Here is a 24,816-nt window from a genome sequence, read left to right on the forward strand (position 1 = left end):
AGCCTAGATCCTGCCCAACCTGCGCAATTCATCCGACTCGACGACCCGCACGCCGTCTTCTTCCTCCAGCGCCAGCCGCCACAGGGCACGGGCCAGGGTACAAGCCTCGATTCCCCGGTATTTCCCGGGTATGAACCGGGAAAACGGCGCAACTAGCTGTTCAGTCAGCCGTGGCTCCAGTCGCTCGCCCAGCAGGAACGAGGGCCGCACGATGGTCAACTGTGGCCAGTCCTGAGCCTTGAGCGCTTCTTCCATCTCGCCCTTGACCCGGTTATAGAAAATTGACGACTTAGGGTCGGCGCCCACTGCACTGACCACCAGCAGATGCCGTGCGCCCATTTCCCGGGCACGCTTGCTGAAGGCGACCACCATGTCCAGATCCACTGCGCGGAAAGCCGATTCGGAACCCGCCTGCTTCAGCGTGGTGCCCAGGCAGCAGTACGCGATGTCGACCCGCCCGGCCAGTTGCGGAAGGAATACTGCCGGGTCGCCCACCGGGTTTTCCAGGTGCGGGTGCTCGGCCAATGGTCGGCGTGTAGGCGCCAGGACACGGGTGATGGTGGGCTCGTTGAGCAGGCGGTCTAGCAGGTGTTCACCGGTCAGACCGGTGGCTCCGGCAAGCAGGACATGCTGAGGCGTCAAGTACATGATGTCTCTCCCTTGTTACACACAAGTCTAGTGAGTGCCGGGCATTTTTGCCTGTTCCCTCACGTTGGCCTGTGTGGCGTTACGCAACGCTTCTTCGGCTTGTTGCTGGCGCAGGCGATGCCAGTGCTCAAGCACGGCCGGCGGTGCCCACAGCTGCGGCTCGGAGGCCTCGAAGCCTTCCCTTTGTTCTCTTTCGGCAACGCTGGCACGTGCCAGTTCAAACGCCTGTTTCAGGTCGTCGGTCTGGTTCAGCGCTTCAGCGAACAGGGCATCGCCAAAGTAGGTGAAGTCGGCTTCCTCCGAGCAACCGAAGGAGACGCGGTCGGCCCGGGCAGCGGTCATGATGACCGTGCGCTCGTCTTTGAGCGGAGCGATATAGCCCCCTGAATAGCAGGCGGAGATGACGATTACCTTGTCGCGATCCTTCAGCGGCGCCAAGGCTGTTGCCAGCTCGTCAGCGGCCAGGTCGGCCAATTGCAGACGGGGCTGGTCGAGCACCAGCTGGTGGTCCTGGCTGCCATGGCTGGTGAGGTAGATGAACACCAGGTCTTCGGGGCCGCTGCGCTCTGCCAGGGTGGCGGCAGCGCGGGAGAGGTTTTCGCGGGTGGCCATGGGGCGTGTGGCCATGTGGTCGCGGTGGTTGACCAGGGTCACTTGGCCACGGGCGCCAAAGCGCACCTTTAGCATGTTGCTGACGTAGTCGGCTTCGCGCAGGAATACGCTTTGCTGGCCATCGCCGGCCACGACCAGGCTATACAGCTGGATCGGTGGCGCCGAGCGAGGTACCCGAGCCAGCGCCTCGTCCAGCAGCCGGCCCTGGTTGAGCAAAGCCAGGTCCAGTGGGTCTGGTAGCAGCTTGCCATTCTGGTCGCGCACGCGCACGCCGTTGGCCCATGTTCCGCTTTCGACCTTGCCACTGGGCAGAATCAGCCGCCCATGGCCATGGTAGGCATCGTTCAGGAAACCGCCGATATACTTGCTGCCGTCGGCCAGTTGCAGGCTGCCCTGGCCCGACAGACGCCAGTCGGCGAACTCACCCCTGTAGTGGCTGCCATCGCTGCCCAGCAACTCGCCTTCGCCGATCAGCGAACCGTCCTTGAATTCACCGATCCACACGTCGCCATCGGCATTTTCGTAGCGGCCTCGGCCCTCCAGGCGGTTGTCCTTGAATTCGCCGATGTACTGCTCGCCATCAACGCTGTCGTAGGTGCCGGCGCCTTGTAGCTGGCCGTTGACGAAGTGGCCGCTGAACTGGTTGCCGCTGGCATCGCTGCGCACCCCGGCGCCGTTGGGCTTGCCCTTGGCGAACAGGCCTTGGTAGCGACTGCCGTCGGCCAGCTCCAGTTGGCCTGCGCCGTCGTACAGGTCGTCCTTGAACTGGCCGCGGTATGTCTGGTCGGCTTGCTTGAGGGTGCCCTCGCCGTCGCGGCGGCCGTGGCGGAAGGTGCCGCTATAGTGGCTGCCCGGAGTGGTCAGCTCGCCCAAGCCCTGAAACAGCCCCTCGGCGAACTGGCCGCGGTAGACCTCGCCGTTCTGGCCATGCCATTCGCCCTGGCCGTGCCACTGGCCGTCCTTGAAGCTGCCGGCGTACCAGCTGCCATTGGGGTAGTCGATCCGGCCCTCACCTTGCAGCAGGCCATCGACCACCTGCCCCCGGTAACGCCCGCCGTCAGGCAGCCGTGCGTCCGGCGGGAGCAGCGATTCGCCATCGCCACAGGCGGCGAGCAGCAGGACCAGGGTAATGGGGAGCAATGGACGCATGGCGAGGACCGGGCAATAGGTCTGCCGAGTATGACGCAGAATGGGATCCTGAGACAGCGAGCCCCTGTGTCAGCGCAAGGCCTTGGAACCTTGCCCTGTAGGAGCGGCTTCAGCCGCGAACACCGGCAAAGCCGGTGCCCGCCACTGTGTTGCATTGTTCGCAGGCCCACCCGCTCCCACAGGTGCCACGTTGCCTTCAAGGTGCAATCAGCGCACACCTGGTGAAACGATGATCTTCACGTTCTCCTCTTTGTTGTTCACCAGTTCCTCGAAGCCCAGCTCGACAATCTGTTCCAACCCGATCCGGCCGGTTACCAGCGGGCGAATATCCAGCCGACCATCAGCAATGAAGGCAATCACGTCGGCAAACTCGCCGTTGTACGCCAACGCCCCCAGCACCTGTTTCTCGGTGGACACCAGCTCGAAGAAGTTGAACTCGCTGGGCTCTTCGAAAATACCCACCAGCACGCATTTGCCCGCCTTGCGGATGGTGTCGATGGCCAGCTTGGCCGTATGTTTATTGCCGATGCACTCAAAACTCACATCGGCGCCCAGCCCTGCAGTCAGTGCGCGGATTTCCGCCAGGGCATCGCACTGGCTGGGGTCCAGCACCACGTTGGCGCCAACTTCCTTGGCCTTGGCTTTGCGCGCAGAGGACATCTCAAGGGCGATGACCTGTGCCGCACCCGCAGCCTTGGCGCACATGATGGTGCACAGGCCGATGGTGCCGGCCCCCACCACTACAACGGTTTGCCCAAGCAGGCTGCCGGCCTTTTTCACCGCGTGCATACCCACCGCCAGCGGTTCGATCAGTGCCCCGGCTTCGGCAGGGAAGCCCTGCGGCAGCCGGTAGAGCAGGTTGGCGGGCACGTTGACCAGCTCGGCGAAGGCACCGTTGTTCATCAGGCCGGTGAACGCCAGGCGTTCGCAGATGTTGTACAGGCCATGGGTGCAGTAATAGCAGGTGCCGCAATGCTGGCAGGCGTCTGCCGCCACCGGGTCGCCTACGGCATAGCCTTCCACGCCTTCGCCAAGCTTGGCGATGTGGCCGCAGAATTCATGGCCGAGGATGCACTGGCCCTGAATGCCGGTCAGCGGGTGCGGGGCCTCTACCGGGATGAACACCGGGCCGGCAACATATTCGTGCAGGTCGGAGCCGCAGATGCCGCACCAGTCCACCTTGATCTGCACCCAGCCCGGCGCAGGGTCGGCCGGCAAGGGTACCTGTTCGACACGTATATCATTGCGGCCATGCCAGACAGCAGCGCGCATGTGGGTGTGGCTCAGGTCATTCATTGTTGTTCTCCAGGCTCACGAAAAGGGCTTAGTGCTTGCGTAGGAATGCGAGCAGTTGCTGGTTGACCTGTTCGGCCGCCTCCATCTGCACCATGTGGCCGGCCTCTGGCAGCACCTGTACTTCGGCTTCCAGGCCCTCGGCGTGGCTGGCCGGGATGATCGCATCCCTGCCACCCCACACCACCAGTGCCGGGTGATTGCCAAGTACCCCGCGCAAGTCGTGGCGCTGCCGGTCGCCGTCGGCGAGCGCCCCTGCCAGCTGCTGCAGGGCCTGGTCCACACCTTCCAGGCGCTTGAACTTGAGCATGTCTTCCAGCATTTGCCGGGTGACCAGCGCCGGGTCGGCAAACAACTGCACCATCTGCGGTTTGAGTGCATTGCGGTTGGCCGCGGTAACGAAACCTTGCAAGTACTGTCCGTTGATCGCTTCGCCCAGACCGGCGCTGGCCACCAGGCTCAGGCTGGCCACCCGCTGCGGGGCCAGGCGCGCCACGTTGAGGCTGACGGCACCGCCCATGGAATGGCCAGCCAGGTGCGCCTTGGCGATGTCCAGGTGGTCGAGCAGGGCGAGCACGGTTTCGCTCAACTCATCCAGGTCGCCCCGCTGCAGGGCCTTGGCCGACTCGCCGTGGCCCGGCAGGTCGAGGGCGATGACCCGCCGCTCGGCAGCCAGCGCCGGGTGGTTGAACAGCCAGTTGTTGAGGTCACCGCCAAAACCGTGCACCAGCACCAGCGGTGTGCCGCCTTCACCCAGCTCGAACCAGCGCAGCAGGCGCCCGCCAACTTCCGCCTTCTGTGGGGCCGGCCCCTGGCTCTGGTCGCTGCCGCCTTCGGCGACGAACTCGGCCTGGAAGCGCTGTACCACCGCATCGATCTCGGCCTCCTCTGCTTCGCCTTCGACCACCACCGCCAGCAGCGCGCCGACGGGCAGGGTTTCATCCGGCTTGGCCACCTGGCGGCGCAGCACGCCGCTGAACGGCGCTTCGACGCTGCTGCTGATCTTGTCGGTCTCAACGTCCAGCACCTCGTCGCCCTTGCTGATTTCGTCACCTTCCTGCTTGAGCCAGGTGTCCACCCGGCCCTCGGTCATCGACAGGCCCCACTTGGGCATGGTCAGGGTATGGATCTGGCTCATGCGGCACTCCTTGCGGCTTCGATTACCTTGCGCACGGCGGCTTCAATCTTCGCCGCATCAGGGATGTACAGGTCTTCCAGGGCATCGGAGAACGGCACCGGGGTATGCGGTGCGGTGACCATTTCGATGGGGCCCTTGAGTGCGCCAAAAGCCTTCTGCGCCACCAGCGCGCTGATGTCGGTGGCCATCGAGCAGCGCGGGTTGGCTTCATCGATCACCACCAGGCGGCCGGTCTTCTCCACACTTTCCAGAATGCTGTCTTCGTCCAGCGGGCTGGTAGTGCGCAGGTCCAGTACTTCGCAGTCGATGCCCTGGCGGGCCAGGTTGTTGGCGGCCTCCAGCGCCACATGCACCATGCGCCCGTAGGTAACGAGGGTCACGTCGTCGCCATCGCGCAAGAAGTTGGCTTCGCCGAACGGTACGGTGTACACCTCTTCCGGCACCTCGCCCTGCATGCTGTACAGCAACTTGTGTTCGCAGAAGATCACCGGGTCGTTGTCGCGGATCGCCTGGATCAACAGGCCCTTGGCATCGTAAGGCGAGGATGGGCACACCACTTTCAGGCCGGGGATGTGCGTCCATAGCGAGGTGAGCATCTGCGAGTGCTGGGCGGCTGCGCGCAGGCCGGCGCCATACATGGTGCGCATCACCAGCGGGGTTACTGCCTTGCCGCCGAACATGTAGCGGAACTTGGCGGCCTGGTTGAGGATTTGGTCCAGGCAGCAGCCGGCGAAGTCGACGAACATCAGTTCGCACACCGGGCGCAGGCCCTGGGTGGCAGCACCGACGGCCGCGCCGACGTAGCCGATTTCCGATAGCGGCGCGTCAAGCACGCGGCCGGGGAATTGGTGATACAGGCCTTTGGTCACGCCCAACACGCCACCCCAGGCGTCATCCTCGCCGGGCGCACCGGCGCCGCCGGCGACGTCTTCGCCAATGATGAACACTGTGCTGTCGCGACGCATTTCCTGGGCCAGGGCTTCGTTGATGGCCTGCTGGTAGCTGATCTTTCTTGCCATGGTGGTTCTCCTGTTGTTCTTGTAATCCGCGGCTCAGGGGTAGGCGACGTAGACGTCGGTGAGCAGGTCGGCGGGCTGTGGCTTGGGATCGGATTTGGCGCGGCGAACGGCGTCTTCGATCAGGTCCTCGACGCGGGCGTCGATGGCGTCCAGTTGCTCGGCCGTGAGCAGGCCGGCGCGGGTGGTCTTGTTGCGAAATTGCATGAGGCAGTCGCGGGATTCGCGCAGGTTCTTCACTTCATCAGGGGCGCGGTAGGTTTGCGCATCGCCTTCGAAATGGCCGTAGTAACGGCTGAGCTTGACCTCGATCAGCGACGGCCCTTGCCCGGAACGGGCGCGCTCGATGGCAGCGCCGGCGGCCTCGTATACGGCAAAGAAGTCAAAGCCGTCGATGGTGACGCCTGGCATGCCGAAGCCGGCAGCGCGGTCGGCAATATGGTCGCAGGCTACGGACCAGTTGGAGGCAGTTGCCTCGGCGTAGCCGTTGTTCTCGGCCACGAAGATGCAGGGCAGGTTCATGATCGATGCCATGTTCATGGCCTCGAACACCGCGCCCTCGTTGGATGCCCCATCGCCGAAGAAGGCTACCGACACGTCATCGCGGCCCTTGAGCTTGGCCGCCAGCGCCGCCCCGGCCACCAGTGGTGCGCCGGCGCCGACGATACCGTTGGCACCGAGCATGCCTTTTTCCAGGTCGGCAATGTGCATCGAGCCGCCCTTGCCGCCGCACACGCCGGTTTTCTTGCCGTAGATCTCGGCCATCATGCCGTACACGTCCACGCCTTTGGCGATGCAGTGGCCATGGCCGCGGTGGGTCGAGGCAATGCAGTCGCTGTCGCGCAGGTGGGCCATGACCCCGGCTGCAGAGGCTTCTTCGCCGGCATACAGGTGGACGAAGCCGGGAATTTCGCCGGTGGCGAACTCCACATGCAGGCGCTCTTCGAAGGCGCGGATGGTCCGCATGACTTCATAGGCATGCAGCAGTTGATCAGTACTGAGTTGATTGGACATCTTGTTGTTCTCCGGGGTTGTCTCAACACGGGTTTGCAGGGTGCAGCCGGTGGCCGCGCGGGACGGCCAGCAGGTGGTGGCGGGCGGCATGCGCCAGCACGGCCTCGACGTCCACACTGAGTGGGCCTTGGTGGTCGAGGGTGATGGTGGGGGTGTCATGCTCGGCAAATTCGATTTCGCGTTCGCCGTCCAGGGCCAGGGTGCCGCTGGCGAGGCTCAGGCGCTGGGCGACGCCGGGTGTCAGCGGACCGCAGGCAGTGATGCCGCAGGCTTGCAGCAGGCCGGGCGCCAACGGCGCCAACAGCGCCTGTTCGGCGTCGGGGGCCAGGCGTACCCAGGCGCCGTGCGGGTCTTGCCGTGACACCGGGCACCACAGACCGCACAGGGCCGACAGGCCGATGGCGTGGGGCTCGGCGAAGCAGGCGAAGACTTCGCAGAGGTCCTCGCTGCGGCTTAGCGCACGGGCACCGATGAAGCGCTGCGGCGACACGGCCACCTCGACCAAGGCCCACTCGATCAGTTGTTGTTCAGGCACGTTCACCAGTAAGCGTTTGTTGCGGCGCAAGCCGATGCTGGCCGGTACCCGGCCACTGGCAAGCAGGCCACCGGCCAGGCCCGCGCTGGTGGCTTCGCGAAGTTCGGGGAAGGCGTTGTTGGTGCCGGTGGACAGGGTCAGCAGCGGCACGTCACCGGCTTCGGCGGCGACCGCCTTGTGGGTGCCATCACCGCCCAGCACGGCGATCATCGCCACGCCGCGCTCGACCATGCGCCGGGTAGCCAGGCGGGTATCGGCCACGGTCTGGCTCAGTGGCAGGTCGAGGATTTCGATGGCCGGCCAGTGCTGGTCACGGGCCCCCGGGCCCTGGCTGGCCTTGAGCACGGCGGCAGCGATGCCGGTCATGTCGATGGGCAGCAACACCTGGCCAATGCCGGTGGCGCCGAAAGCGGCCAGCAGGCGCTGTATAGCCGAGGCCTTGTCGGTGCTCGAATAGAGCCCGGCATTGGCGGTCAGGCGGCGCAGGTCGCGGCCAGAGGCAGGGTTGGCAATGATCCCGACAATCGGGGCGGGTAGCGGCATGGCGCACCTCGTATTTTTGTTTGCAAGGGCAGGAGCAAGCGGGGTGCCAGCTTTCTTCGCGATGGCTGAAGTAGCCGGGCTAGAGGGCTCTGGTCGTGTTCGGGCAGGTTTTCACGGGTAGGGTGGCGAGACGCCGGGTGCCAGCGCCGGGCCTGCTTAGCCGAGACACTGAGACGCTGCGTCTCAAGCCAGCCGGTAATCACACAGTGCTTGTCGGGGCATGCCCAGAGGCGCTTAATGGCCGTACAACGATAAAAACAGTAACGAGAACCGGAGGGCCTGAATGCTTGCCGCGAACTCCCGAGCCCATGTGGACTGCGTCAGCAGGGTGTTGAAGAATGCCGACCGCCTGCCGCAGGCGCCGGTACCACCGCTGATCCTCGATTCATGGCGCCGCTCCATGGATGTGTACCGCCTCGATCCCGGTTCCCAGCAGGGGCCGCGTATCCTTTCCCAAAGCCTGCTCAACGAATGCCGCGAACGCGCCGAGCTGTTCCTGCGCATCGCCAGCGATGCCGTGGCGCGCTTGCATGAGCGGGTGCGCGGCGCTGACTACTGCGTGCTGCTTACCGATGCCCAAGGGCGCACCATCGATTACCGGGTCGAGTCGGCCATCCGCAACGACTGTCGCAAGGCCGGGCTGTATCTGGGGACCTGCTGGTCGGAGGGCGAGGAGGGCACATGCGGCGTGGCGGCGGTGCTGACCAGCAAGGCACCGGTCACGGTGCACAAGCGCGATCACTTTCGCGCCGCCTTCATCGGCCTGACCTGCACAGCGGCGCCGGTGTTCGACCCGTTGGGCGAGTTGTTGGGCGTGGTCGATGTGTCGGCCTTGCAGTCGCCGGACGATCGGCGCAGCCAGCACCTGATCCGCCAACTGGTCGAGCAAACGGCCCGCGAGATCGAAAACGCCTTCTTCATGCACAGCGCCCAAGGCCACTGGGTGATGCGCGCCCATGGTACGCCGGGCTATGTGGAGAGCCAGCCCGATTACCTGCTGGCCTGGGATGCCGATGGCCGCTTGCAGGCGATCAACAGCCTGGCGCGGCAACGCTTGGTGGAACGCCTGGGGCGCTTGCCCGAGCATATTGGCGAACTGTTCGACATCGACCAACTGCGCCGGGTGAGCGCGTCGTCCGCCCAGCGTCTGCCTGGTCTGGGCGGTTTGTATGGACGGGTCAGCGCACCACAGCAACGCCAGCGTGCGCAGCCTTTGCGACAGGCCCAGGACACCCGTATCGAGCAGCACCTGCGGTTGGCCACGCGGGTCAAGGACTGCAACCTGGCGGTGCTGGTACTGGGTGAGACCGGGGCCGGCAAGGAGGTATTCGCCCGGCAGCTGCACCAGCAAAGCCAGCGCTGTGATGGCCCGTTCGTTACCCTGAACTGCGCGGCCATTCCGGAAACCCTGATCGAGAGCGAGTTGTTCGGCTATGTGGCCGGGGCCTTCACCGGGGCTTCCAGCAAAGGCATGCAAGGGCTGTTGCAGCAGGCCGATGGCGGCACGCTGTTCCTCGACGAGATCGGGGACATGCCGCTGAACCTGCAAACCCGCCTGCTGCGGGTGCTGGCGGAGGGTGAGGTGGCGCCGCTGGGTGCGGCGCGGCGGGAGCGGGTGGATATTCAGGTGATCTGTGCGACCCATCGCGATCTGGCGGCGATGGTGGAGGACGGGCGATTTCGTGAAGACTTGTACTTCCGCCTGGCCAATGCCCGCTTTGAGCTACCCCCTTTGCGTGAGCGTGATGACCGGCTGGGGCTGATTCACCAGTTGCTGGACGAAGAGGCTGCGGCCTGCGGGGTGGATGTGGTGTTGGCGGATGACGCGCTGCAGGCGCTGCTGGTTTATCGCTGGCCGGGCAATTTGCGTCAGCTACGGCAGGTGTTGCGGTATGCCTGTGCGGTGAGTGAAGGCGGGCAGGTGCGGCTGCAGGATCTGCCGCAGGAGGTGCGCGGTGAAGCGGTTGGCTCGGCTGAAAGCGGGGTGTCGTGCCCGGCCCGGCAGCTGTTGCTGGACGCGCTGATTCGCCATCGCTGGAAGCCGGCTGATGCGGCGCGGGCTTTGGGTATTTCGCGGGCGACGCTTTATCGGCGAGTGCATGAGCATCGCATCGACATGCCGCGGATGAAGGGGTAGAGCCCTGGGGCCGCAACGCGGCCCCAGATTCTGGCAGGCAATAAAAAACCCCGGCACAGGGCCGGGGTTCTGGTACATCACACTACACGATCACTCCTGGTTGGCCAGTTTGTGCTCGAGGTAGTGAATGTTGACGCCGCCTTTGCAGAAGCCTTCATCACGCACCAGGTCGCGGTGCAGCGGGATGTTGGTCTTGATGCCGTCGACGACGATCTCGTCCAGGGCATTGCGCATGCGCGCCATGGCTTCGTCGCGGTCCTTGCCGTAGGTGATCAGCTTGCCGATCAGCGAGTCGTAGTTCGGCGGAACCGAATAACCGCTGTACAGGTGCGAATCGACGCGTACGCCGTTGCCGCCCGGGGCGTGGAAGTGCTTCACCTTGCCTGGGCTCGGGATGAACTTCTTCGGGTCTTCGGCGTTGATCCGGCACTCCAGCGAGTGGCCACGGATCACCACGTCTTCCTGGCGGAACGACAGCTTGTTGCCCGCGGCGATGCTCAGCATCTCCTTGACGATGTCGATGCCAGTGACCATCTCCGACACCGGGTGCTCAACCTGCACACGGGTGTTCATCTCGATGAAGTAGAAGCGGCCGTTTTCGTACAGGAACTCGAAAGTACCGGCACCACGGTAGCCGATCTCGATGCACGCATCGACGCAGCGCTTGAACACTTCCTGACGGGCTTTCTCATCGATGCCCGGGGCTGGTGCTTCTTCCAGGACCTTCTGGTGACGGCGCTGCAGCGAGCAGTCACGGTCGCCCAGGTGAATGGCGTTGCCCTGGCCGTCGGACAGTACCTGTACTTCCACGTGACGTGGGTTGGTCAGGAACTTCTCCAGGTAAACCATCGGGTTGCCGAAGGCAGCACCGGCTTCGGTACGGGTGAGCTTGGCCGAGGAAATCAGGTCCTCTTCCTTGTGCACCACGCGCATGCCGCGACCACCGCCACCACCGGCGGCCTTGATGATCACCGGGTAGCCGACGTCGCGGGCAATCGCCAGGGCAACTTCTTCGTCTTCTGGCAGTGGGCCATCGGAGCCCGGTACGGTCGGTACGCCCGACTTGATCATCGCGTCCTTGGCCGAAACCTTGTCGCCCATCAGGCGAATGGTGTCGGCTTTCGGGCCGATGAAGGCGAAACCGGATTTTTCCACCTGTTCGGCGAAGTCGGCGTTTTCCGCCAGGAAGCCGTAACCCGGGTGAATCGCAGTGGCGCCAGTCACTTCGGCGGCAGCGATGATCGCCGGGATATGCAGGTAGGAATCCTTGGACGATGCAGGGCCGATGCAGACCGACTCGTCTGCCAGGCCCAGGTGCATCAGTTCACGGTCGGCAGTGGAGTGCACGGCGACGGTCTTGATACCCAGCTCTTTGCAGGCACGCAGGATCCGCAGGGCAATTTCCCCGCGGTTGGCGATCAGGACTTTTTCGAGCTTCCCAGACATCGTTGGCTCTCCGCGATTCAAACGATGGTGAACAGCGGCTGGTCGAACTCAACCGGCTGGCCGTCTTCTACCAGGATGGCGTCGATGACACCGCCAACATCGGCTTCGATGTGGTTCATCATCTTCATGGCTTCGACGATGCACAGGGTGTCGCCTTTCTTCACGGACTGGCCAACTTCAGCGAAGTTAGGCGAGGTCGGCGAAGGCTTGCGGTAGAAGGTACCTACCATTGGCGAACGGACCACGGTGCCTTTCAGGGCCGGGGCGGCAGCAGCGGCTTCGGCGGCTGGCGCAGCAGCGGCAACCGGCGCAGCGGCAGGGGCGGCAGCCATAGGCGCCGGTGCGTAGAACTGCTGGGCAGCTGGGGTCTTGCTGTGACGGCTGATACGGACCGACTCTTCGCCTTCCTTGATCTCCAGTTCGTCGATGCCAGACTCTTCCAGCAGCTCGATCAGTTTCTTGACTTTACGGATATCCATTAATCATCAACTCCCAAAGGTTCGGTCAGGGGGCGAAATACAAAAAACGTATCTGAAACGTTTCTCTCGAACCCCGGCCCACTTAGGCCAGGGTTTTCATCATTTGGGCTGTGCGTTGGCAGCCAGTTGTTCCAGCGCGGACTCCAGGGCCAGGCGATAACCGCTGGCGCCCAGACCGCAGATCACCCCTACGGCAACATCGGAAAAGTAGGAGTGGTGACGGAACGGTTCGCGTTTGTGCACGTTGGACAGGTGCACTTCGATGAATGGGATGCTCACCGCAAGCAATGCGTCACGTAATGCGACGCTTGTGTGGGTGAAAGCAGCCGGATTGATCAGGATGAAGTCAACACCCTCGTTGCGTGCGGCATGAATGCGGTCGATCAGTTCGTATTCGGCATTGCTCTGCAGGTACAGCAGATGGTGGCCTGCGGCGCGGGCACGTTGCTCCAGGTCCTGGTTGATCTGAGCCAGGGTCACGGCGCCATAGTGGCCTGGCTCGCGAGTACCGAGCAGGTTGAGGTTTGGGCCGTGGAGCACCAGTAGCGTTGCCATCTGCGGATTCCTTGGATTTGTAGGGCAATTCGACACAGCGCGGCGAGTGTGCCGTAAAGCAACGGCAAGTGTCCAGTTCCCGGCAATAGCCAGCACGATGTCCGAGGTTCGCGCGAAGTATGTGACCGAATAATTAAATCCGGTCACTCATTTCAGGATTTTTCCGGGCTCGCGGGAAGTTATAGACCGACTTTGCCGCGCACGCGCGTCAGAATCTGCGCAAATTCACCGGCATTTATCTCGCCAATCACCCGATCAGCGGTAATTTCGCTGCCGTTCGCAGCAAAAAACAGCAGGGCGGGTGGGCCGAACAGCTGGTAGCGGTCGAGCAGCGTGCGTTGCTCGGCATTACTGTCGGTGATGTCGAACCGCAGCAGTTTGAAGCCGGCCAGTTGTGTTTGCACCTGCGGTGCGTTGAGCACCTCATGCTCGATCACCTTGCAGCTGATGCACCAGTCGGCGTACCAGTCCAGCAGCACTGGTTGGCCGGCGGCCTTGGCTTGCGCCAGGGCTGCGTCCAGAGCATCAGGTGTGGTAATGGTCTGCCAGGCATCGGCTTTTGCTGCCGGCAGGCTGCCGCTGGCGGCCAGTGACGCCCCCGGCAGTGGGCGCAGTGGGTCGCCCTGGCCAGTGAGGGCGCCGTACCAGCAAGCCAGCGCGTACACCAGCAAGGCAAGACCGAGCAGTTGCGCCAGGCGCTGGGCCGTCGTCTTGACGACGAATTCCAGCGCGCCGAGGAACAGTGCCACACCCGCGGCGAGGAAACCGACCAGCAGCAAGGTCACAGGGCCTGGCAGTACACGGCTGAGCAAACCGATGGCCAGCCCCAGCAGCAATACGCCAATGGCGTTTTTCACCGTGTTCATCCATGGGCCGCTTTTGGGCAGCCAGGCCGCGCCACCGGTGGCCACCAGCAGCAGTGGCGCACCCATGCCCAAACCCAGGGTGAACAGCTTGAGCGCGCCACCCAGGGCATCGCCGCTGGCGCTGATATAGAGCAAGGCACCGGCCAGGGGAGCCGATACACACGGAGAAACCAGCAAGCTGGAGAGCACTCCGAGCACAGCTGCGCCCAGCAGCGAGCCGCCGCGGGTGTGGTTGGCGACGTTGTTCAGGCGGTTGCTCAGGGCCTGGGGCAGCCTCAGTTCGAAGAGGCCGAACATGGCCAGGGCGAATACCACGAAAAACAGCGCGAAAGGTACCAGCACCCAGGCAGACTGCAGGCGCGCCTGCAGGTTCAGGCTTGCGCCGAACAGGCCCATCAGTGCGCCGAGCACCGCGAAGCTGGCGGCCATTGGCAGCACGTAGGCCAGCGACAGCGCCAGGCCGCGCACGCCGCCAACCTGGCCGCGCAGCACCACACCGGAAAGGATCGGCAACATCGGCAGGACGCAGGGGGTGAAGGTCAGGCCGACCCCAGCGAGGAAGAACAGCAGCAGCGACTTCCAGTTCCAGCCGTGTTCGCCGGTGGCTGGCGTGTTTGCAGCGCCTTCGCCATCGATACTCAGGCGTGCGGTTTCCGGCGGGTAGCACAAGCCCTTGTCGGCGCAACCCTGATAGCCCACCAGCAGGGTGAAAGCGCGTGGGTCTTTGCGTGGCAACTCGATATCGAGCACGCCGTGGTACACCTCAACGTCGCCGAAGAATTCATCGTGCTTGGCCTCACCCTTGGGGATGTTCGGCGTGCCCAGGGTGATATCGGCCGGTTCCGTGCGGAACTGGAAGCGGTGGCGGTAGAGGTAGTAGCCATCGGTGGCGACGAAGCGCAGCTTGATGGTTTGCGCATCGGCCTGGACCAGGTTGAGCTTGAAGGCCTCGTGTACCGGCAGGAAATCGGCGTTGTTGGCCAGCGAAGCGGCGCCAAGGGTGGCGCTGGGGCGGTTGTCGAGCAGGCCTGCGGCGAAGGCAGGGCTGGCCAGCAGCAGGAACAGCATGAAAAACAGGCGGCGCATGGCGGACTCGCGAGGTGGAACGTGCCCGGCATGATAACGGATGCGCAGGAATAATTGGCCCGAAACAAACGTAGGAGCGGGTTTACCCGCGAAGCGCCGCGCGGGCGGCGCTCGATCTCCCAGACGCAACACATATCACGTCAAACCCTCTTCAGTTGCTACACCTGTCCTGGCGACCACCCGCCGACTCAGACCCTGAACGCTCGCACGGCCCGGTTCAGCTCACCGCCCAGGCTCAGCAGCTGTTCGCCCTGTTCACGCCCCTCGCCAATGCGCTGCAGGTTGTCTTCACCCAACGCGTGAATCCGCTCGCTGTGGTCACGAATCTCGCTCACCGCGCCACTCTGCTGCGCCGTGACATCGGCAATCCGCACCGCCGTATCGGCAATGGTACGAATGGCACAGACAATCTCATCCAGCGCCCCATCCGCCGCCTGGGCTTGGTTGGCCGTGGCCTCGGCATGCTCCAGCTGCGCGCGCATCCCCGCCACCGAACTTCTGGCGGCCTGCTGCAAGCGGTCGATCAACGCCTGGATCTCGCCGGTAGCCCCCGTGGTGCGCTGAGCCAGTGAGCGCACCTCATCGGCGACCACGGCAAAGCCACGGCCCATCTCGCCGGCACGGGCCGCTTCGATCGCGGCATTCAGTGCCAGCAGGTTGGTCTGCTCGGCAATCGCGCGGATCACCGTCAGTACCCCGCCAATGGTGGCCGACTCTTCCGCCAATTGTTCGATCATGCGGGCGTTGCCTTGCACTTCATCGACCAGTTCGCGCAAGCCCGACAGGCTCTGGCCGATTACCGCCTGGCCTTGTTCCACCGCACGCCCGGCATCGCGGCTGGCCTCGGCGGCTGCGCTGGCATCACCAGCCACTTGTTGAATGGTCGCTTCCAGCTCGCCCAAGGCATCGCGGATCTGCCCGGTATCGCCGGCCTGTCGCTCGGCGCCGCCGTGCAGCGCAGCGCTCATGCCGGCCAGGGCGTGGCTGCTGCCGGCGACCTGCTCGGCGTTATGGCGGATGGTGCCGACCAGTTCCACCAGGTACTGACGCAGGCGGTTGAGCGACTCTTGGATGTCGTGCAGTTCGCGGTTGGTCTTGCCAAGGGCGATGGCTTGGGCGAAGTCGCCCTCGGCCCAGCGGGACAGGGCCGGGGCGAGTCCGGTCAGGGTACGGGCCAGGCGCCGTTGCAGCGTATCGATCAATAGGGCGATCAGCAGGATGAGGCCGATCATCAGGCCTTGGATGATGCGCACCTCGGCAGCGATTTTCGCATGCTGGCCGCGTACTTCGGGTTCCAGCGCGGCGATGGCCTGTTGTACGGCTTCCAGGCGCTGGCCGGTAGTGGCGGCCAGCTCGGCGCGGCGCTCGATCTGTTCGCGGGTGCGTTGCAGTTCGGCCGGGTAGCGGTTGAGCAGGCTTTGCAATTCACGCTTGAGGCCCACGGCAATGTCTTCCTGCTGGGCGCTGCTCTGGGATTCCAGGCCCATCATCGCAGCGTAGTCGTCGGCTCCGGATTCGGCCGTGCGGGTTACGCCGAGCAGTGGCAGGCCGTCGACCGTCTGGGCCTGGGCGCGGATCAGTTGCAGCTCGCGCTCGACCTCGTCGGCCAGCTCCGGGCGGCCGCTGCTGACCAGCTTGTCGCGAGCCAATGACAGCCGCCCCAGGTGCAGGGTGGCGTCGAGCAAGGGCAGCAAGTAGCGATTGGCTTCGGCGTTGCCACTGTCGCGGGCGTAGCTGGCCATCTGCTCGAAGTTCGCCCCCAGCTCCCGCTCGGCTTGCAGCAGCAGGGCTTGTGGGTCGCCGGCCAGCTTGCCGGCGGCCAGCAGTTCGTTGGCGGTGAAGGCCTGCAGGCTATCCAGGCTGGGGCGCAACTTCTCGGCCAGCTCTACCGGCCAGTCCGTCAGTGCGGCCTGCAACTGTTGGTTCGCCTCCATGGCGGCGGCCTGGCGCAAGGCATCGCCGCTGCCCAGATAGGCCTGGATATTGCGCGCTGCCTGGTTCTGGAACTGCTGGGACAGGCCCAGATAGCGCTCCATCAGCTGGTAGGGGCGTTCGAGGGCGCGCTGTGACCACCACAGGGTGACGCCCAAGGCGATACACACGGTCACCAGCAACAGGGTGTTGAAATTGGTCAGCCACTTCAGCCGCATAGCCGCGAACTTCCTGCGCAGGGGAGAGGTAGGCGCCTGAAGTTATTGCGATTTTGTGACGGGGTGATGACGCCAGGGGCTTGGTGTCAGAAAAAAAGTGGCACAGTGCCTTCATGTGGTGTGGCCGGCACAGTGAGTGCGAATTTCAGGGCTCTACACGAACGACACAATTACGCCCCGCATGCTTGGCCCGGTACAGCGCCTCGTCCGCTGCACTGGCCATGGTCAGTGCATCCAGCCCCTCGTCCAGTTGCACCACCCCTGCACTGAAGGTGCACTGCAAATCCCGCGGCTGCGCCGGGTAGAGAATTTCGGCAAAGCGCCGGCGAATTTCGTCCAGCACCTTGTGTGCGGCATCCAGCGCGGTATTGGGCATGACGATGGCGAACTCCTCGCCACCGTAGCGGCCAATGAAGTCGGTCTTGCGCAAGCGCTGCTTGAGGAATAGGGCAAGGCTCTTGATCACTCGGTCGCCCATGGGGTGGCCGTGGCGGTCGTTGATCTTCTTGAAGTGGTCGATGTCGAGCATGGCGAAGCTCAACGGCTGCTGCTCACGGCGGGCGCGGAAGCTGCAGTCTTCCAGCAGCTGCAGGATATGGGTGTGGTTGTACAGCCCGGTCAGGCTGTCGCGGACCATGCGCGCCTTCAAATGGCGGGCGCGGGCGGCGCGGTTGCGCACGGTAGTGATCAGGTGGCGTGAGCGAAACGGCTTGGTCAAAAAGTCATCACCGCCTTCGCTCATGGCATCCAGTTGCTTGTCCAGGTCGTCCTCGGCAGACAGGTAGATGATCGGCACACTCACATAACGGTCACTGTGGCGGATTACCTTGGCCAGCTCCGGGCCGGTGCAGGCCGGCATGTACAGGTCGAGGATGATCAGGTCGGGCTGGAAGTCGGCAAGCTCGGCCATGGTGCGGATCGGGTCGGTCAGGCTGCGGGTGAGCATGCCGGCGCCGGCCAGTACACGCTCGGTGTACATGGCCTGTGTGCGCGAATCGTCGATGATCAGCACGCGCAACGGGTCGTGCGGGGCGGTGTTGGTCAGTAGTTCGACCTTTTCCAGCAAGCTGGAGGCTTCCAGGCTGCCGGTGAGAAAGTCCTGACCGCCGGCGCGTACTGCGGCAAGGCGGGTAGGGGTGTCGGCTTCGTGATGGCTGAAGAACAGCAACGGAATGGCGCGTGCCAGGCCCTGCTGCACCTGAGCGGCCAGCAGCAAGCCCAGGCCGGCGCCGGTGAAGTCGACATCCATGATGATGGCCGACGGCGGGTACTCGCTGATCGAGGCGAGAAACGCTGCGGCGCTGGGCAACGCTTGCACCACCAGACCAAAGAATTCCAGTTGCTGGGCCAGGCGCTGGGCGCGCTCGTGGTCCTGCAGCAGGATGTACACCGGTTTGCGCACGGGCAGCAGCAGCTGGTCGAGCGGGTCGTCCTTGCGCAGGCCGTTACGCGTCAACTGTTGGACGGGGCACTGCGGGCTCGGCTCGACTGCTTGGCTCATGTCCTGGCTACTTATAGGTTGGGATGTGCTGGGGCAATGATGGCTCTATGCTAGCAGCTCTTTTCACGTGCGTGAGTGCCCTGCGTCAACAAAGCGGGCAGAACGAATATTCAGTTGCTGACTGAATGGTCGCTTATGCGTACGGTGGTGTCTGCTTTATAGTGCAGCCATTAGGGCTTCCCGTGGCACGCTAGCGCAGGCCTGTGGTCAAAGCCCCTGAACCGTCGTGACTGATAAGGACAAAGCCATGCTGGACTGGAAAAACCGCGAGGCCAAAGCCGAGCCCCGTGAGCGTGTCGACGGGCGCGGCGCTGCCGCCCGTAGCTACCTTGGCGGCCTGTGGAGCCGTGCCCTGGGGACCCTGATCGGGTTGTACCTGCTGGTGTGTATCGGCCTGGGCTGGTACTGGAGCCAGGAGCCTGCTCTGTTCCCGGTGCAGCAAAACGCCCAGGCCGCAGCCGAACGTGCTGGCCAGCAGATGGTGGTGGGCTATACCACCGTCGAAACCCTCAAGACCGTGGCCGGCACCTTGCTGAACAAGCCGGGCGGCTACATTTCCAACGACCGCTTCCCGCCAGGGCTGTGGATGGACAACATGCCAAGCTGGGAATATGGCGTGCTGGTCCAGGTCCGCGACCTGTCCCGTGCCCTGCGTAAAGACTTCGCCCGTTCGCAGTCGCAGTCCACCGAAGACGCCGACCTGGCCAAGGCCGAGCCGCGCTTCAACTTCGACAACAAGAGCTGGATCCTGCCATCGAGCGAGTCGGAGTTCGAAGAGGGCATCAAGTCGCTGACCCGCTACCAGACCCGTCTGGCTGCCGGCGACAAGGGCGCTATCTTCTATACCCGCGCCGACAACCTGAACAACTGGCTGGGTGACGTCGCCACTCGTCTGGGCTCGCTGTCGCAGCGCCTGTCGGCCAGCGTTGGCCGGGTCAAGCTCAACACCACGCTGAAGACCGAGTCGGTCGTTGCCGGCCAGGCGCCGCAGGTGGATGAGGAACTGGTGGAAACCCCATGGCTGCAGATCGACAACGTGTTCTATGAAGCCCGTGGCCAAGCCTGGGCGCTGTCGCACCTGCTGCGTGCCATCGAGGTGGACTTCGCCGACGTGCTGGCGAAGAAGAATGCCACCGTCAGCGTGCGTCAGATCATCCGTGAGCTGGAGGCCTCGCAAGAGTCGCTGTGGAGCCCGATGGTGCTCAACGGCAGTGGCTTCGGCATGTGGGCCAACCACTCGTTGGTCATGGCCAACTACATTTCCCGGGCCAACGCTGCGGTTATCGATCTGCGTCAGCTGCTGTCGCAGGGTTGATGATGGCTATCAGCCCAACCGAGGCCGCCCATCGGGCGGCTTCCGACCGCGAGCTGGTCACCTGGGTGGACGAAACCGACCAGGTACTGGGCGCCTTGCCCCGTGCCGAGCTGCGCGAGCGTGGCCTGATCGGTCGCTGCACGTTCATTCTGCTGTTCAACAGTGCCGGTGAATTGTGTGTACACCGGCGTACGCTGAGCAAGGCGCTGTACCCCGGGTATTGGGATGTGGCGGCGGGCGGCATGGTCACGGCCGGGGAAGCGTATGCCGAGTCGGCCGCGCGCGAGCTGGCCGAAGAGCTGGGCATCGAAGGCGCTGATTTGCGCTTCCACGAGCGGTTCTACTTTGACCAGCCGGATAACCGCTTGTGGTGTGCGGTGTATTCGGCGGTGTCGGATGCACCGTTGCGGTTGCAGCCGGAAGAGGTGATCGAGGCGCGCTTCATCGGTCTGGAACAGGCTGAGCAGGAAAGCCTGAGCAAGCCTTATTGCCCGGACTCGTTGGCGGCGTTGCAGCGCTATAAGGCAAGCCTGAGATAGTCGTTTTGCTGGTACCGGACGCCGTCTCTCACGGGCGCAACGCCGCGCTTGGGGGCTGCACAGTCCCTGTGGGAGCGGGCGCGCCCGCGAATGGTCGCAAAAGATTCGCAAAATGCCGCAATCCTGTACTTAGCAATCGCCGTATTTATCGTTACACTGCGCGCCCTTTTCGGGCTGCCGCAATTCTTGCAGCAGTAGCGCCGCCCCTGCCAGAGTGGGGCTTCGCGGTCGGCCTCCACCCCAAGGCACGACCAGTTTTTGTCCTCAGCACCGAGGAACAAAAGTGGCCAAGAAAGCTTCTTCCTTTTCCGCCCTTGGCGGTCTCGTGTACTCCACCGACGCCGGTCGGCACTGCCCCGACTGTGGCCAGCCGGTGGACGCCTGCACCTGCAAGCAGCAAATCATCCCCGAAGGCGACGGCATTGCCCGCGTGCGCCGCGAAAGCAAAGGCCGTGGCGGCAAGACCGTGACCACCGTCACCGGTGTGCCGCTGCCGCCCGACCAGCTCAAGGAGCTGGCGACCACGCTCAAGCGCCGCTGCGGTACCGGCGGCGCCCTGAAGGACGGGGTTATCGAGATCCAGGGCGACCATGTCGAGCTGTTGATCGGCGAGCTGACCAAACAGGGTTTCAAGGCGAAAAAGTCCGGAGGCTGAGGCCATCGCGCGATTTTTTGCCCAGCGCTTTCTAAACTCGTTCCCGTGGTCAGAGTCTATGCCTGAGCACGGATGAATCGTCATTTTCAGCTTTTACACTCGCCCCGCTGCCTGCGGGCAGTGTCTTCGACTTATCTATAGGGGACTTGAATGTCCGTACGACGCACACGCAAAGACGATGGTAGCCAATGGACCGTGGCCGACAGCCGCAGTGTTTATGGCATCCGCCATTGGGGCGCTGGCTATTTCGCCATCAATGAAGCCGGGCGCGTCGAAGTACGCCCCAACGGCCCTCAAAGCGCTCCGATCGACCTGTTCGAACAGGTCGACGAACTGCGCCAGAGCGGCTTGTCGCTGCCCTTGCTGGTGCGCTTCCCTGACATTTTGCAGGACCGTGTGCGCCAGTTGACCGGTGCGTTCGACGCCAACATCGCGCGCCTGGAATACCAGAGCCAGTACACCGCGTTGTACCCGATCAAGGTCAACCAGCAGGAAGCGGTGGTGGAAAACATCATCGCCACGCAAAACGTTTCCATCGGCCTGGAAGCCGGCTCAAAACCCGAGTTGCTGGCAGTGCTGGCGCTGGCGCCGAAGGGCGGCACCATCGTCTGCAACGGCTACAAGGACCGTGAGTTCATTCGCCTGGCACTGATGGGCCAGAAGCTTGGCCACAATGTGTTCATCGTCATCGAGAAAGAGTCGGAAGTGGCCCTGGTGATCGAAGAGGCAGCCGAGCTCAAGGTGAAACCACAGGTTGGCCTGCGCGTTCGCCTGTCGTCGCTGGCCTCGAGCAAGTGGGCCGACACCGGTGGCGAGAAGTCCAAGTTCGGTTTGTCCGCCGCCCAGTTGCTTTCGGTGGTGCAGCGCTTCCGCGATGCGGGCCTGGATCAGGGCATCCGTCTGCTGCACTTCCATATGGGTTCGCAGATCGCCAACCTGGCTGACTACCAGCACGGTTTCAAGGAAGCCATCCGTTATTACGGCGAACTGCGTGCGTTGGGCCTGCCGGTCGACCACATCGACGTGGGTGGCGGCCTGGGTGTGGACTACGACGGCACCCACTCGCGCAATGCCAGCTCGATCAACTACGACATGGACGACTACGCCGGCGTGGTGGTAGGCATGCTCAAGGAGTTCTGCGACGCGCAGGGCTTGCCGCACCCGCACATCTTCTCCGAGAGTGGCCGTTCGCTGACCGCGCACCACGCCATGCTGGTGATCCAGGTGACCGACGTCGAGAAACACAACGACGACGTACCGACCATCGAGAACAAGGAAGCCCTGCCCGAGACCGTGCAGTGGCTGGTCGACCTGCTTGGCCCGACCGACATCGAGATGGTCACCGAGACCTACTGGCGCGCCACCCACTACATGGGTGATGTGGCCGCGCAGTACGCCGATGGCAAGCTGAGCCTGGGCGAGAAGGCCCTGGCCGAGCAGTGCTATTTCGCCGTGTGCCGCCGCCTGCACAACTCGCTGAAAGCCCGCCAGCGCTCGCACCGCCAGGTGCTGGACGAGCTGAACGACAAGCTGGCCGACAAGTACATCTGCAACTTCTCGGTGTTCCAGAGCCTGCCAGACACCTGGGCCATCGGCCAGGTCCTGCCGATCATCCCGCTGCACCGCCTGGACGAAGAGCCGATGCGGCGTGCGGTATTGCAGGACCTGACTTGCGATTCCGACGGCAAGATCAACCAGTACGTTGACGAGCAGAGCATCGAAACCAGCATGCCGGTGCATGCGGTGAAGGAGGGTGAGGATTACCTGCTGGGCGTGTTCCTGGTGGGTGCCTACCAGGAAATCCTGGGTGACATGCACAACCTGTTCGGTGACACCGATTCGGTGAACATCTACCAGAATGCCGACGGCAGCGTGTACCACGCCGGTATCGAAACCCACGACACCATCGAGGACATGCTGCGCTACGTGCACCTGTCGCCGGAAGAGTTGATGACGCACTACCGCGACAAGGTCGCCAGCGCCAAGATCACTGCGCGTGAACGCACGCAGTACCTGGATGCGTTGCGCCTTGGGTTGACCCGGTCTTCTTACCTGTCGTCGTAATTGCCGGGGCCGCTTTGCGGCCCATCGCGACACAAGGCCGCTCCTACAGAGACCGCGATATCACATGGGGTCGCGACCTCTTGTAGGAGCGGCCTTGCGTCGCGATCTGAGGGCGCAGCCCTCACCGCGTTATACGCGGTAATGATCCGCCTACGGTGCCCGTCATCGCGACACCTACCCTTGAACGCAATGTTCAAAGGAAGTAGACATGGATCGTCACGGCAATCACCGCTTGCGCCAAGGGCGCTTCTCGGAGCCAGGCAGGCTCTACCTGCTAACCACCATCACGCGCGATCGCCTTCCGTTGCTCAAGAACCTCTTGTTTGCGCGGACGGTAATCCAGCAGTTGCGCCTTAGCGATCATGAAGGGGGCTGCCGCTCTCTGGCTTGGGTCTTGATGCCGGATCATCTGCATTGGCTGATCGAACTGGGGCCAACCAGCTTGGGCAATCTCATGTGTGCCTTCAAGTCGCGAAGCAGCTGCGCGCTTTACCGTAAAGGCATTGATCGCCGGCACATCTGGCAACCGGGCTTTTATGACCGGGCATTGCGCAAGGAAGAAGATGTAAAGGCTGCTGCCCGCTACATCATCGCCAACCCGATTCGGGCTGGCCTGGTCCGGCGAGCGGGCGAGTATCCGCATTGGGATTGTGTGTGGCTGTGAGTCAGCAGGTGAGGGCTTTGCCCTCATTTCGCGACACAAGGCCGCTCCTACAGGGGGCCGCGATACCAAGCCGTCATGCGATCCACTCACCCCTCTGCTGCAACCGCCACCCCACCCACCCCAACGTCACCGCCCGCAACCCCATGAACCCGAGGAACGCCATCCACAACCCATGGTTGCCGAACCCGCTCATGCCCACTGCCACCGGCAGCGCAATCAACACCGAAACCAGCATTGCATTACGCATTTCCCGCGCCCGGGTCGCGCCGATGAACAAGCCATCCAGCAAGTAACTCCACACCGCGATCAACGGCAGCAACGCCAGGTAGGGCAAATATGGATAAGCCGCCGCCCGCACACTTTCGATGTCGGTCTGCAAGTCGATGAACAGGTGCCCACCCAGCAGGAACAGCCCGGCAAAGCCCAGGCTGGTGATCAGCGACCAGCCGCAGGCCACCACCAGCGAGCGACGCAGGGTGTCGCGGTTACGGGCGCCAATGGCATGGCCGCACAAGGCCTCCACGGCGTGGGCCAAGCCATCGAGTGCATAAGCAGTCAGCAGCAGGCCGTTGAGCAGCAGAGCGTTGGCCGCCACCGTGGCCTCACCCAGACGCGCGCCCTGCACGGTTATCAGCAGGAACACCAGTTGCAGCGCCAGGCTGCGCAGGAAGATGTCGCGGTTCACCGCCAGCAGAGGCCTCCAGGCCTGCCAGCGCTTGAGCGCTGCCCACATGATCTGCCCCGGGTAGGCCCGCAGGGCCGGGCGGGTCAGGGCCAAACCGAGCAGGGCGGCACTCCATTCGGCAATTACCGACGCCCGCGCCGAGCCCAGTACGCCCCAGTCCAGGCCCAGCACGAACCACAGGTTCAAGGCGATGTTGAGCAGGTTGGTGGTCAGCAGGATTGCCAGTGGCGCCCTGGCGTTCTGCGTGCCGAGGAACCAGCCGACCAGCGCGTAACTGGCCAGCGCCGCAGGCAGGCCAAGCAGGCGGGTATGGAAGAAGTCTTCGGTGGATTGCTGCAGGGCTGCACTGGGTTGCATCGCATGGAGTGCCAGCTGGCTGAAGGGCAGGGCCAGCAGGCCTATCAACAGGGCGAAGCCGACCGCCAGCAGCAGCCCTTGCACCAGTACCTGGCGTAGCGCTGCACCGTCGCCACGGCCGGCGGCCTGGGCAGCGAAGCCGGTGGAACCCATACGCAAGAAGCCCATCAGGCCGACCATGAAGGTGAACAAGGTGGCGCCCACGGCTACGGCGCCCAGTTGGTGGGCGTGCGGGAGATGCCCGATGACCGTGCTGTCGACCAGCGCCACCAGCGGTACCGAGATGTTGGACAGGATCATCGGCGCGGCCAGCGCCCAGACCTTGCGGTGGGTGGGGCGGTGGCGCCAGTCGGCAGCGAGTTGGGGCAT

At 63.8% G+C, this 24,816-nt stretch carries 20 protein-coding genes; 6 read left to right on the plus strand and 14 right to left on the minus strand.

The annotated features are described in order from the left end of the window. Nucleotides 1-3 precede the first annotated feature (3 nt). The 7 genes from QYE47_RS16900 to QYE47_RS16930 form a co-directional block, all read right to left on the minus strand. The gene (locus QYE47_RS16900) at nucleotides 4-648 is read right to left on the minus strand and encodes an oxidoreductase (protein ID WP_014589540.1); all 645 of its coding nucleotides are present in this window, start codon (nucleotides 646-648) and stop codon (nucleotides 4-6) included. A 27-nt stretch (nucleotides 649-675) separates the two neighbouring features. Next, on the minus strand, nucleotides 676-2,409 hold the full coding sequence (locus tag QYE47_RS16905; RefSeq protein ID WP_014589541.1) for a C13 family peptidase: 1,734 nt from the start codon (nucleotides 2,407-2,409) through the stop codon (nucleotides 676-678). 207 nt (nucleotides 2,410-2,616) lie between these two features. After that, nucleotides 2,617-3,681, minus strand: a complete 1,065-nt coding sequence (locus QYE47_RS16910) for a 2,3-butanediol dehydrogenase (RefSeq protein WP_223279163.1) — start codon at nucleotides 3,679-3,681, stop codon at nucleotides 2,617-2,619. A 52-nt stretch (nucleotides 3,682-3,733) separates the two neighbouring features. Next, a complete protein-coding gene (locus QYE47_RS16915) occupies nucleotides 3,734-4,840 on the minus strand; it encodes an acetoin dehydrogenase dihydrolipoyllysine-residue acetyltransferase subunit (RefSeq protein WP_014589543.1) in 1,107 nt (368 codons plus the stop codon). Continuing rightward, a complete protein-coding gene (locus QYE47_RS16920; RefSeq protein WP_010951829.1) occupies nucleotides 4,837-5,859 on the minus strand; it encodes an alpha-ketoacid dehydrogenase subunit beta in 1,023 nt (340 codons plus the stop codon). Before QYE47_RS16920 ends, QYE47_RS16915 begins: the two co-directional genes overlap by 4 nt. Nucleotides 5,860-5,892: 33 nt before the next feature. After that, complete coding sequence (locus QYE47_RS16925; RefSeq protein ID WP_003255338.1) at nucleotides 5,893-6,870, minus strand: thiamine pyrophosphate-dependent dehydrogenase E1 component subunit alpha; 978 nt, start codon at nucleotides 6,868-6,870, stop codon at nucleotides 5,893-5,895. A 22-nt stretch (nucleotides 6,871-6,892) separates the two neighbouring features. Further along, nucleotides 6,893-7,948 (minus strand): ATP-NAD kinase family protein, encoded by a 1,056-nt coding sequence (locus QYE47_RS16930; RefSeq protein ID WP_014589544.1) that lies wholly within the window; start codon nucleotides 7,946-7,948, stop codon nucleotides 6,893-6,895. A gap of 283 nt (nucleotides 7,949-8,231) precedes the next feature. Here QYE47_RS16930 and QYE47_RS16935 point away from each other — a divergent pair, with 283 nt between their 5' ends. Continuing rightward, a complete protein-coding gene (locus QYE47_RS16935; protein WP_019438039.1) occupies nucleotides 8,232-10,085 on the plus strand; it encodes a sigma-54-dependent Fis family transcriptional regulator in 1,854 nt (617 codons plus the stop codon). Between the two features lie 90 nt (nucleotides 10,086-10,175). On the opposite strand, the gene accC is transcribed toward QYE47_RS16935, so the two are convergent. The 6 genes from accC to QYE47_RS16965 all read right to left on the minus strand — a co-directional run bounded on the left by accC (nucleotide 10,176) and on the right by QYE47_RS16965 (nucleotide 18,168). Then, nucleotides 10,176-11,531 (minus strand): acetyl-CoA carboxylase biotin carboxylase subunit, encoded by a 1,356-nt coding sequence (gene accC / locus QYE47_RS16940; protein ID WP_003255333.1) that lies wholly within the window; start codon nucleotides 11,529-11,531, stop codon nucleotides 10,176-10,178. Nucleotides 11,532-11,548: 17 nt separating this feature from the next. Beyond that, a complete protein-coding gene (gene accB, locus QYE47_RS16945) occupies nucleotides 11,549-12,010 on the minus strand; it encodes an acetyl-CoA carboxylase biotin carboxyl carrier protein (protein ID WP_014589546.1) in 462 nt (153 codons plus the stop codon). A 99-nt stretch (nucleotides 12,011-12,109) separates the two neighbouring features. Continuing rightward, entirely contained in the window at nucleotides 12,110-12,565 is a 456-nt protein-coding gene (gene aroQ / locus QYE47_RS16950; protein WP_010951834.1) for a type II 3-dehydroquinate dehydratase, read from the minus strand. Nucleotides 12,566-12,744: 179 nt separating this feature from the next. Further along, on the minus strand, nucleotides 12,745-14,517 hold the full coding sequence (locus QYE47_RS16955) for a protein-disulfide reductase DsbD (RefSeq protein WP_014589547.1): 1,773 nt from the start codon (nucleotides 14,515-14,517) through the stop codon (nucleotides 12,745-12,747). Between the two features lie 188 nt (nucleotides 14,518-14,705). Continuing rightward, complete coding sequence (locus QYE47_RS16960; RefSeq protein WP_070383393.1) at nucleotides 14,706-16,667, minus strand: methyl-accepting chemotaxis protein; 1,962 nt, start codon at nucleotides 16,665-16,667, stop codon at nucleotides 14,706-14,708. Nucleotides 16,668-16,812: 145 nt separating this feature from the next. After that, nucleotides 16,813-18,168, minus strand: coding sequence for a diguanylate cyclase (locus QYE47_RS16965; RefSeq protein ID WP_014589549.1), 1,356 nt, complete (start codon nucleotides 18,166-18,168; stop codon nucleotides 16,813-16,815). Nucleotides 18,169-18,415: 247 nt separating this feature from the next. On the opposite strand from QYE47_RS16965, the gene QYE47_RS16970 reads away from it, so the two are divergent. From QYE47_RS16970 to QYE47_RS16990, 5 genes are all read left to right on the plus strand, one after another. Further along, on the plus strand, nucleotides 18,416-19,483 hold the full coding sequence (locus tag QYE47_RS16970) for a DUF2333 family protein (protein WP_014589550.1): 1,068 nt from the start codon (nucleotides 18,416-18,418) through the stop codon (nucleotides 19,481-19,483). A 2-nt stretch (nucleotides 19,484-19,485) separates the two neighbouring features. After that, the gene (locus QYE47_RS16975; RefSeq protein WP_014589551.1) at nucleotides 19,486-20,022 is read left to right on the plus strand and encodes an NUDIX hydrolase; all 537 of its coding nucleotides are present in this window, start codon (nucleotides 19,486-19,488) and stop codon (nucleotides 20,020-20,022) included. Nucleotides 20,023-20,305: 283 nt separating this feature from the next. Then, nucleotides 20,306-20,677: a translation initiation factor Sui1 gene (locus QYE47_RS16980; protein WP_003255318.1), complete on the plus strand. Its 372-nt coding sequence runs from the start codon at nucleotides 20,306-20,308 to the stop codon at nucleotides 20,675-20,677. Nucleotides 20,678-20,827: 150 nt separating this feature from the next. Then, nucleotides 20,828-22,741 (plus strand): arginine decarboxylase, encoded by a 1,914-nt coding sequence (gene speA / locus QYE47_RS16985; RefSeq protein WP_010951840.1) that lies wholly within the window; start codon nucleotides 20,828-20,830, stop codon nucleotides 22,739-22,741. Between the two features lie 208 nt (nucleotides 22,742-22,949). Next, a complete protein-coding gene (locus QYE47_RS16990; RefSeq protein WP_019438041.1) occupies nucleotides 22,950-23,405 on the plus strand; it encodes a transposase in 456 nt (151 codons plus the stop codon). A 73-nt stretch (nucleotides 23,406-23,478) separates the two neighbouring features. Here QYE47_RS16990 and QYE47_RS16995 read toward each other — a convergent pair whose 3' ends face one another. Further along, complete coding sequence (locus QYE47_RS16995; RefSeq protein WP_019438042.1) at nucleotides 23,479-24,816, minus strand: MATE family efflux transporter; 1,338 nt, start codon at nucleotides 24,814-24,816, stop codon at nucleotides 23,479-23,481.

Origin of the sequence: Pseudomonas sp. 2,4-D (assembly GCF_030418155.1) — a bacterium.
Taxonomy (GTDB): Bacteria; Pseudomonadota; Gammaproteobacteria; order Pseudomonadales; family Pseudomonadaceae; genus Aquipseudomonas; species Aquipseudomonas alloputida.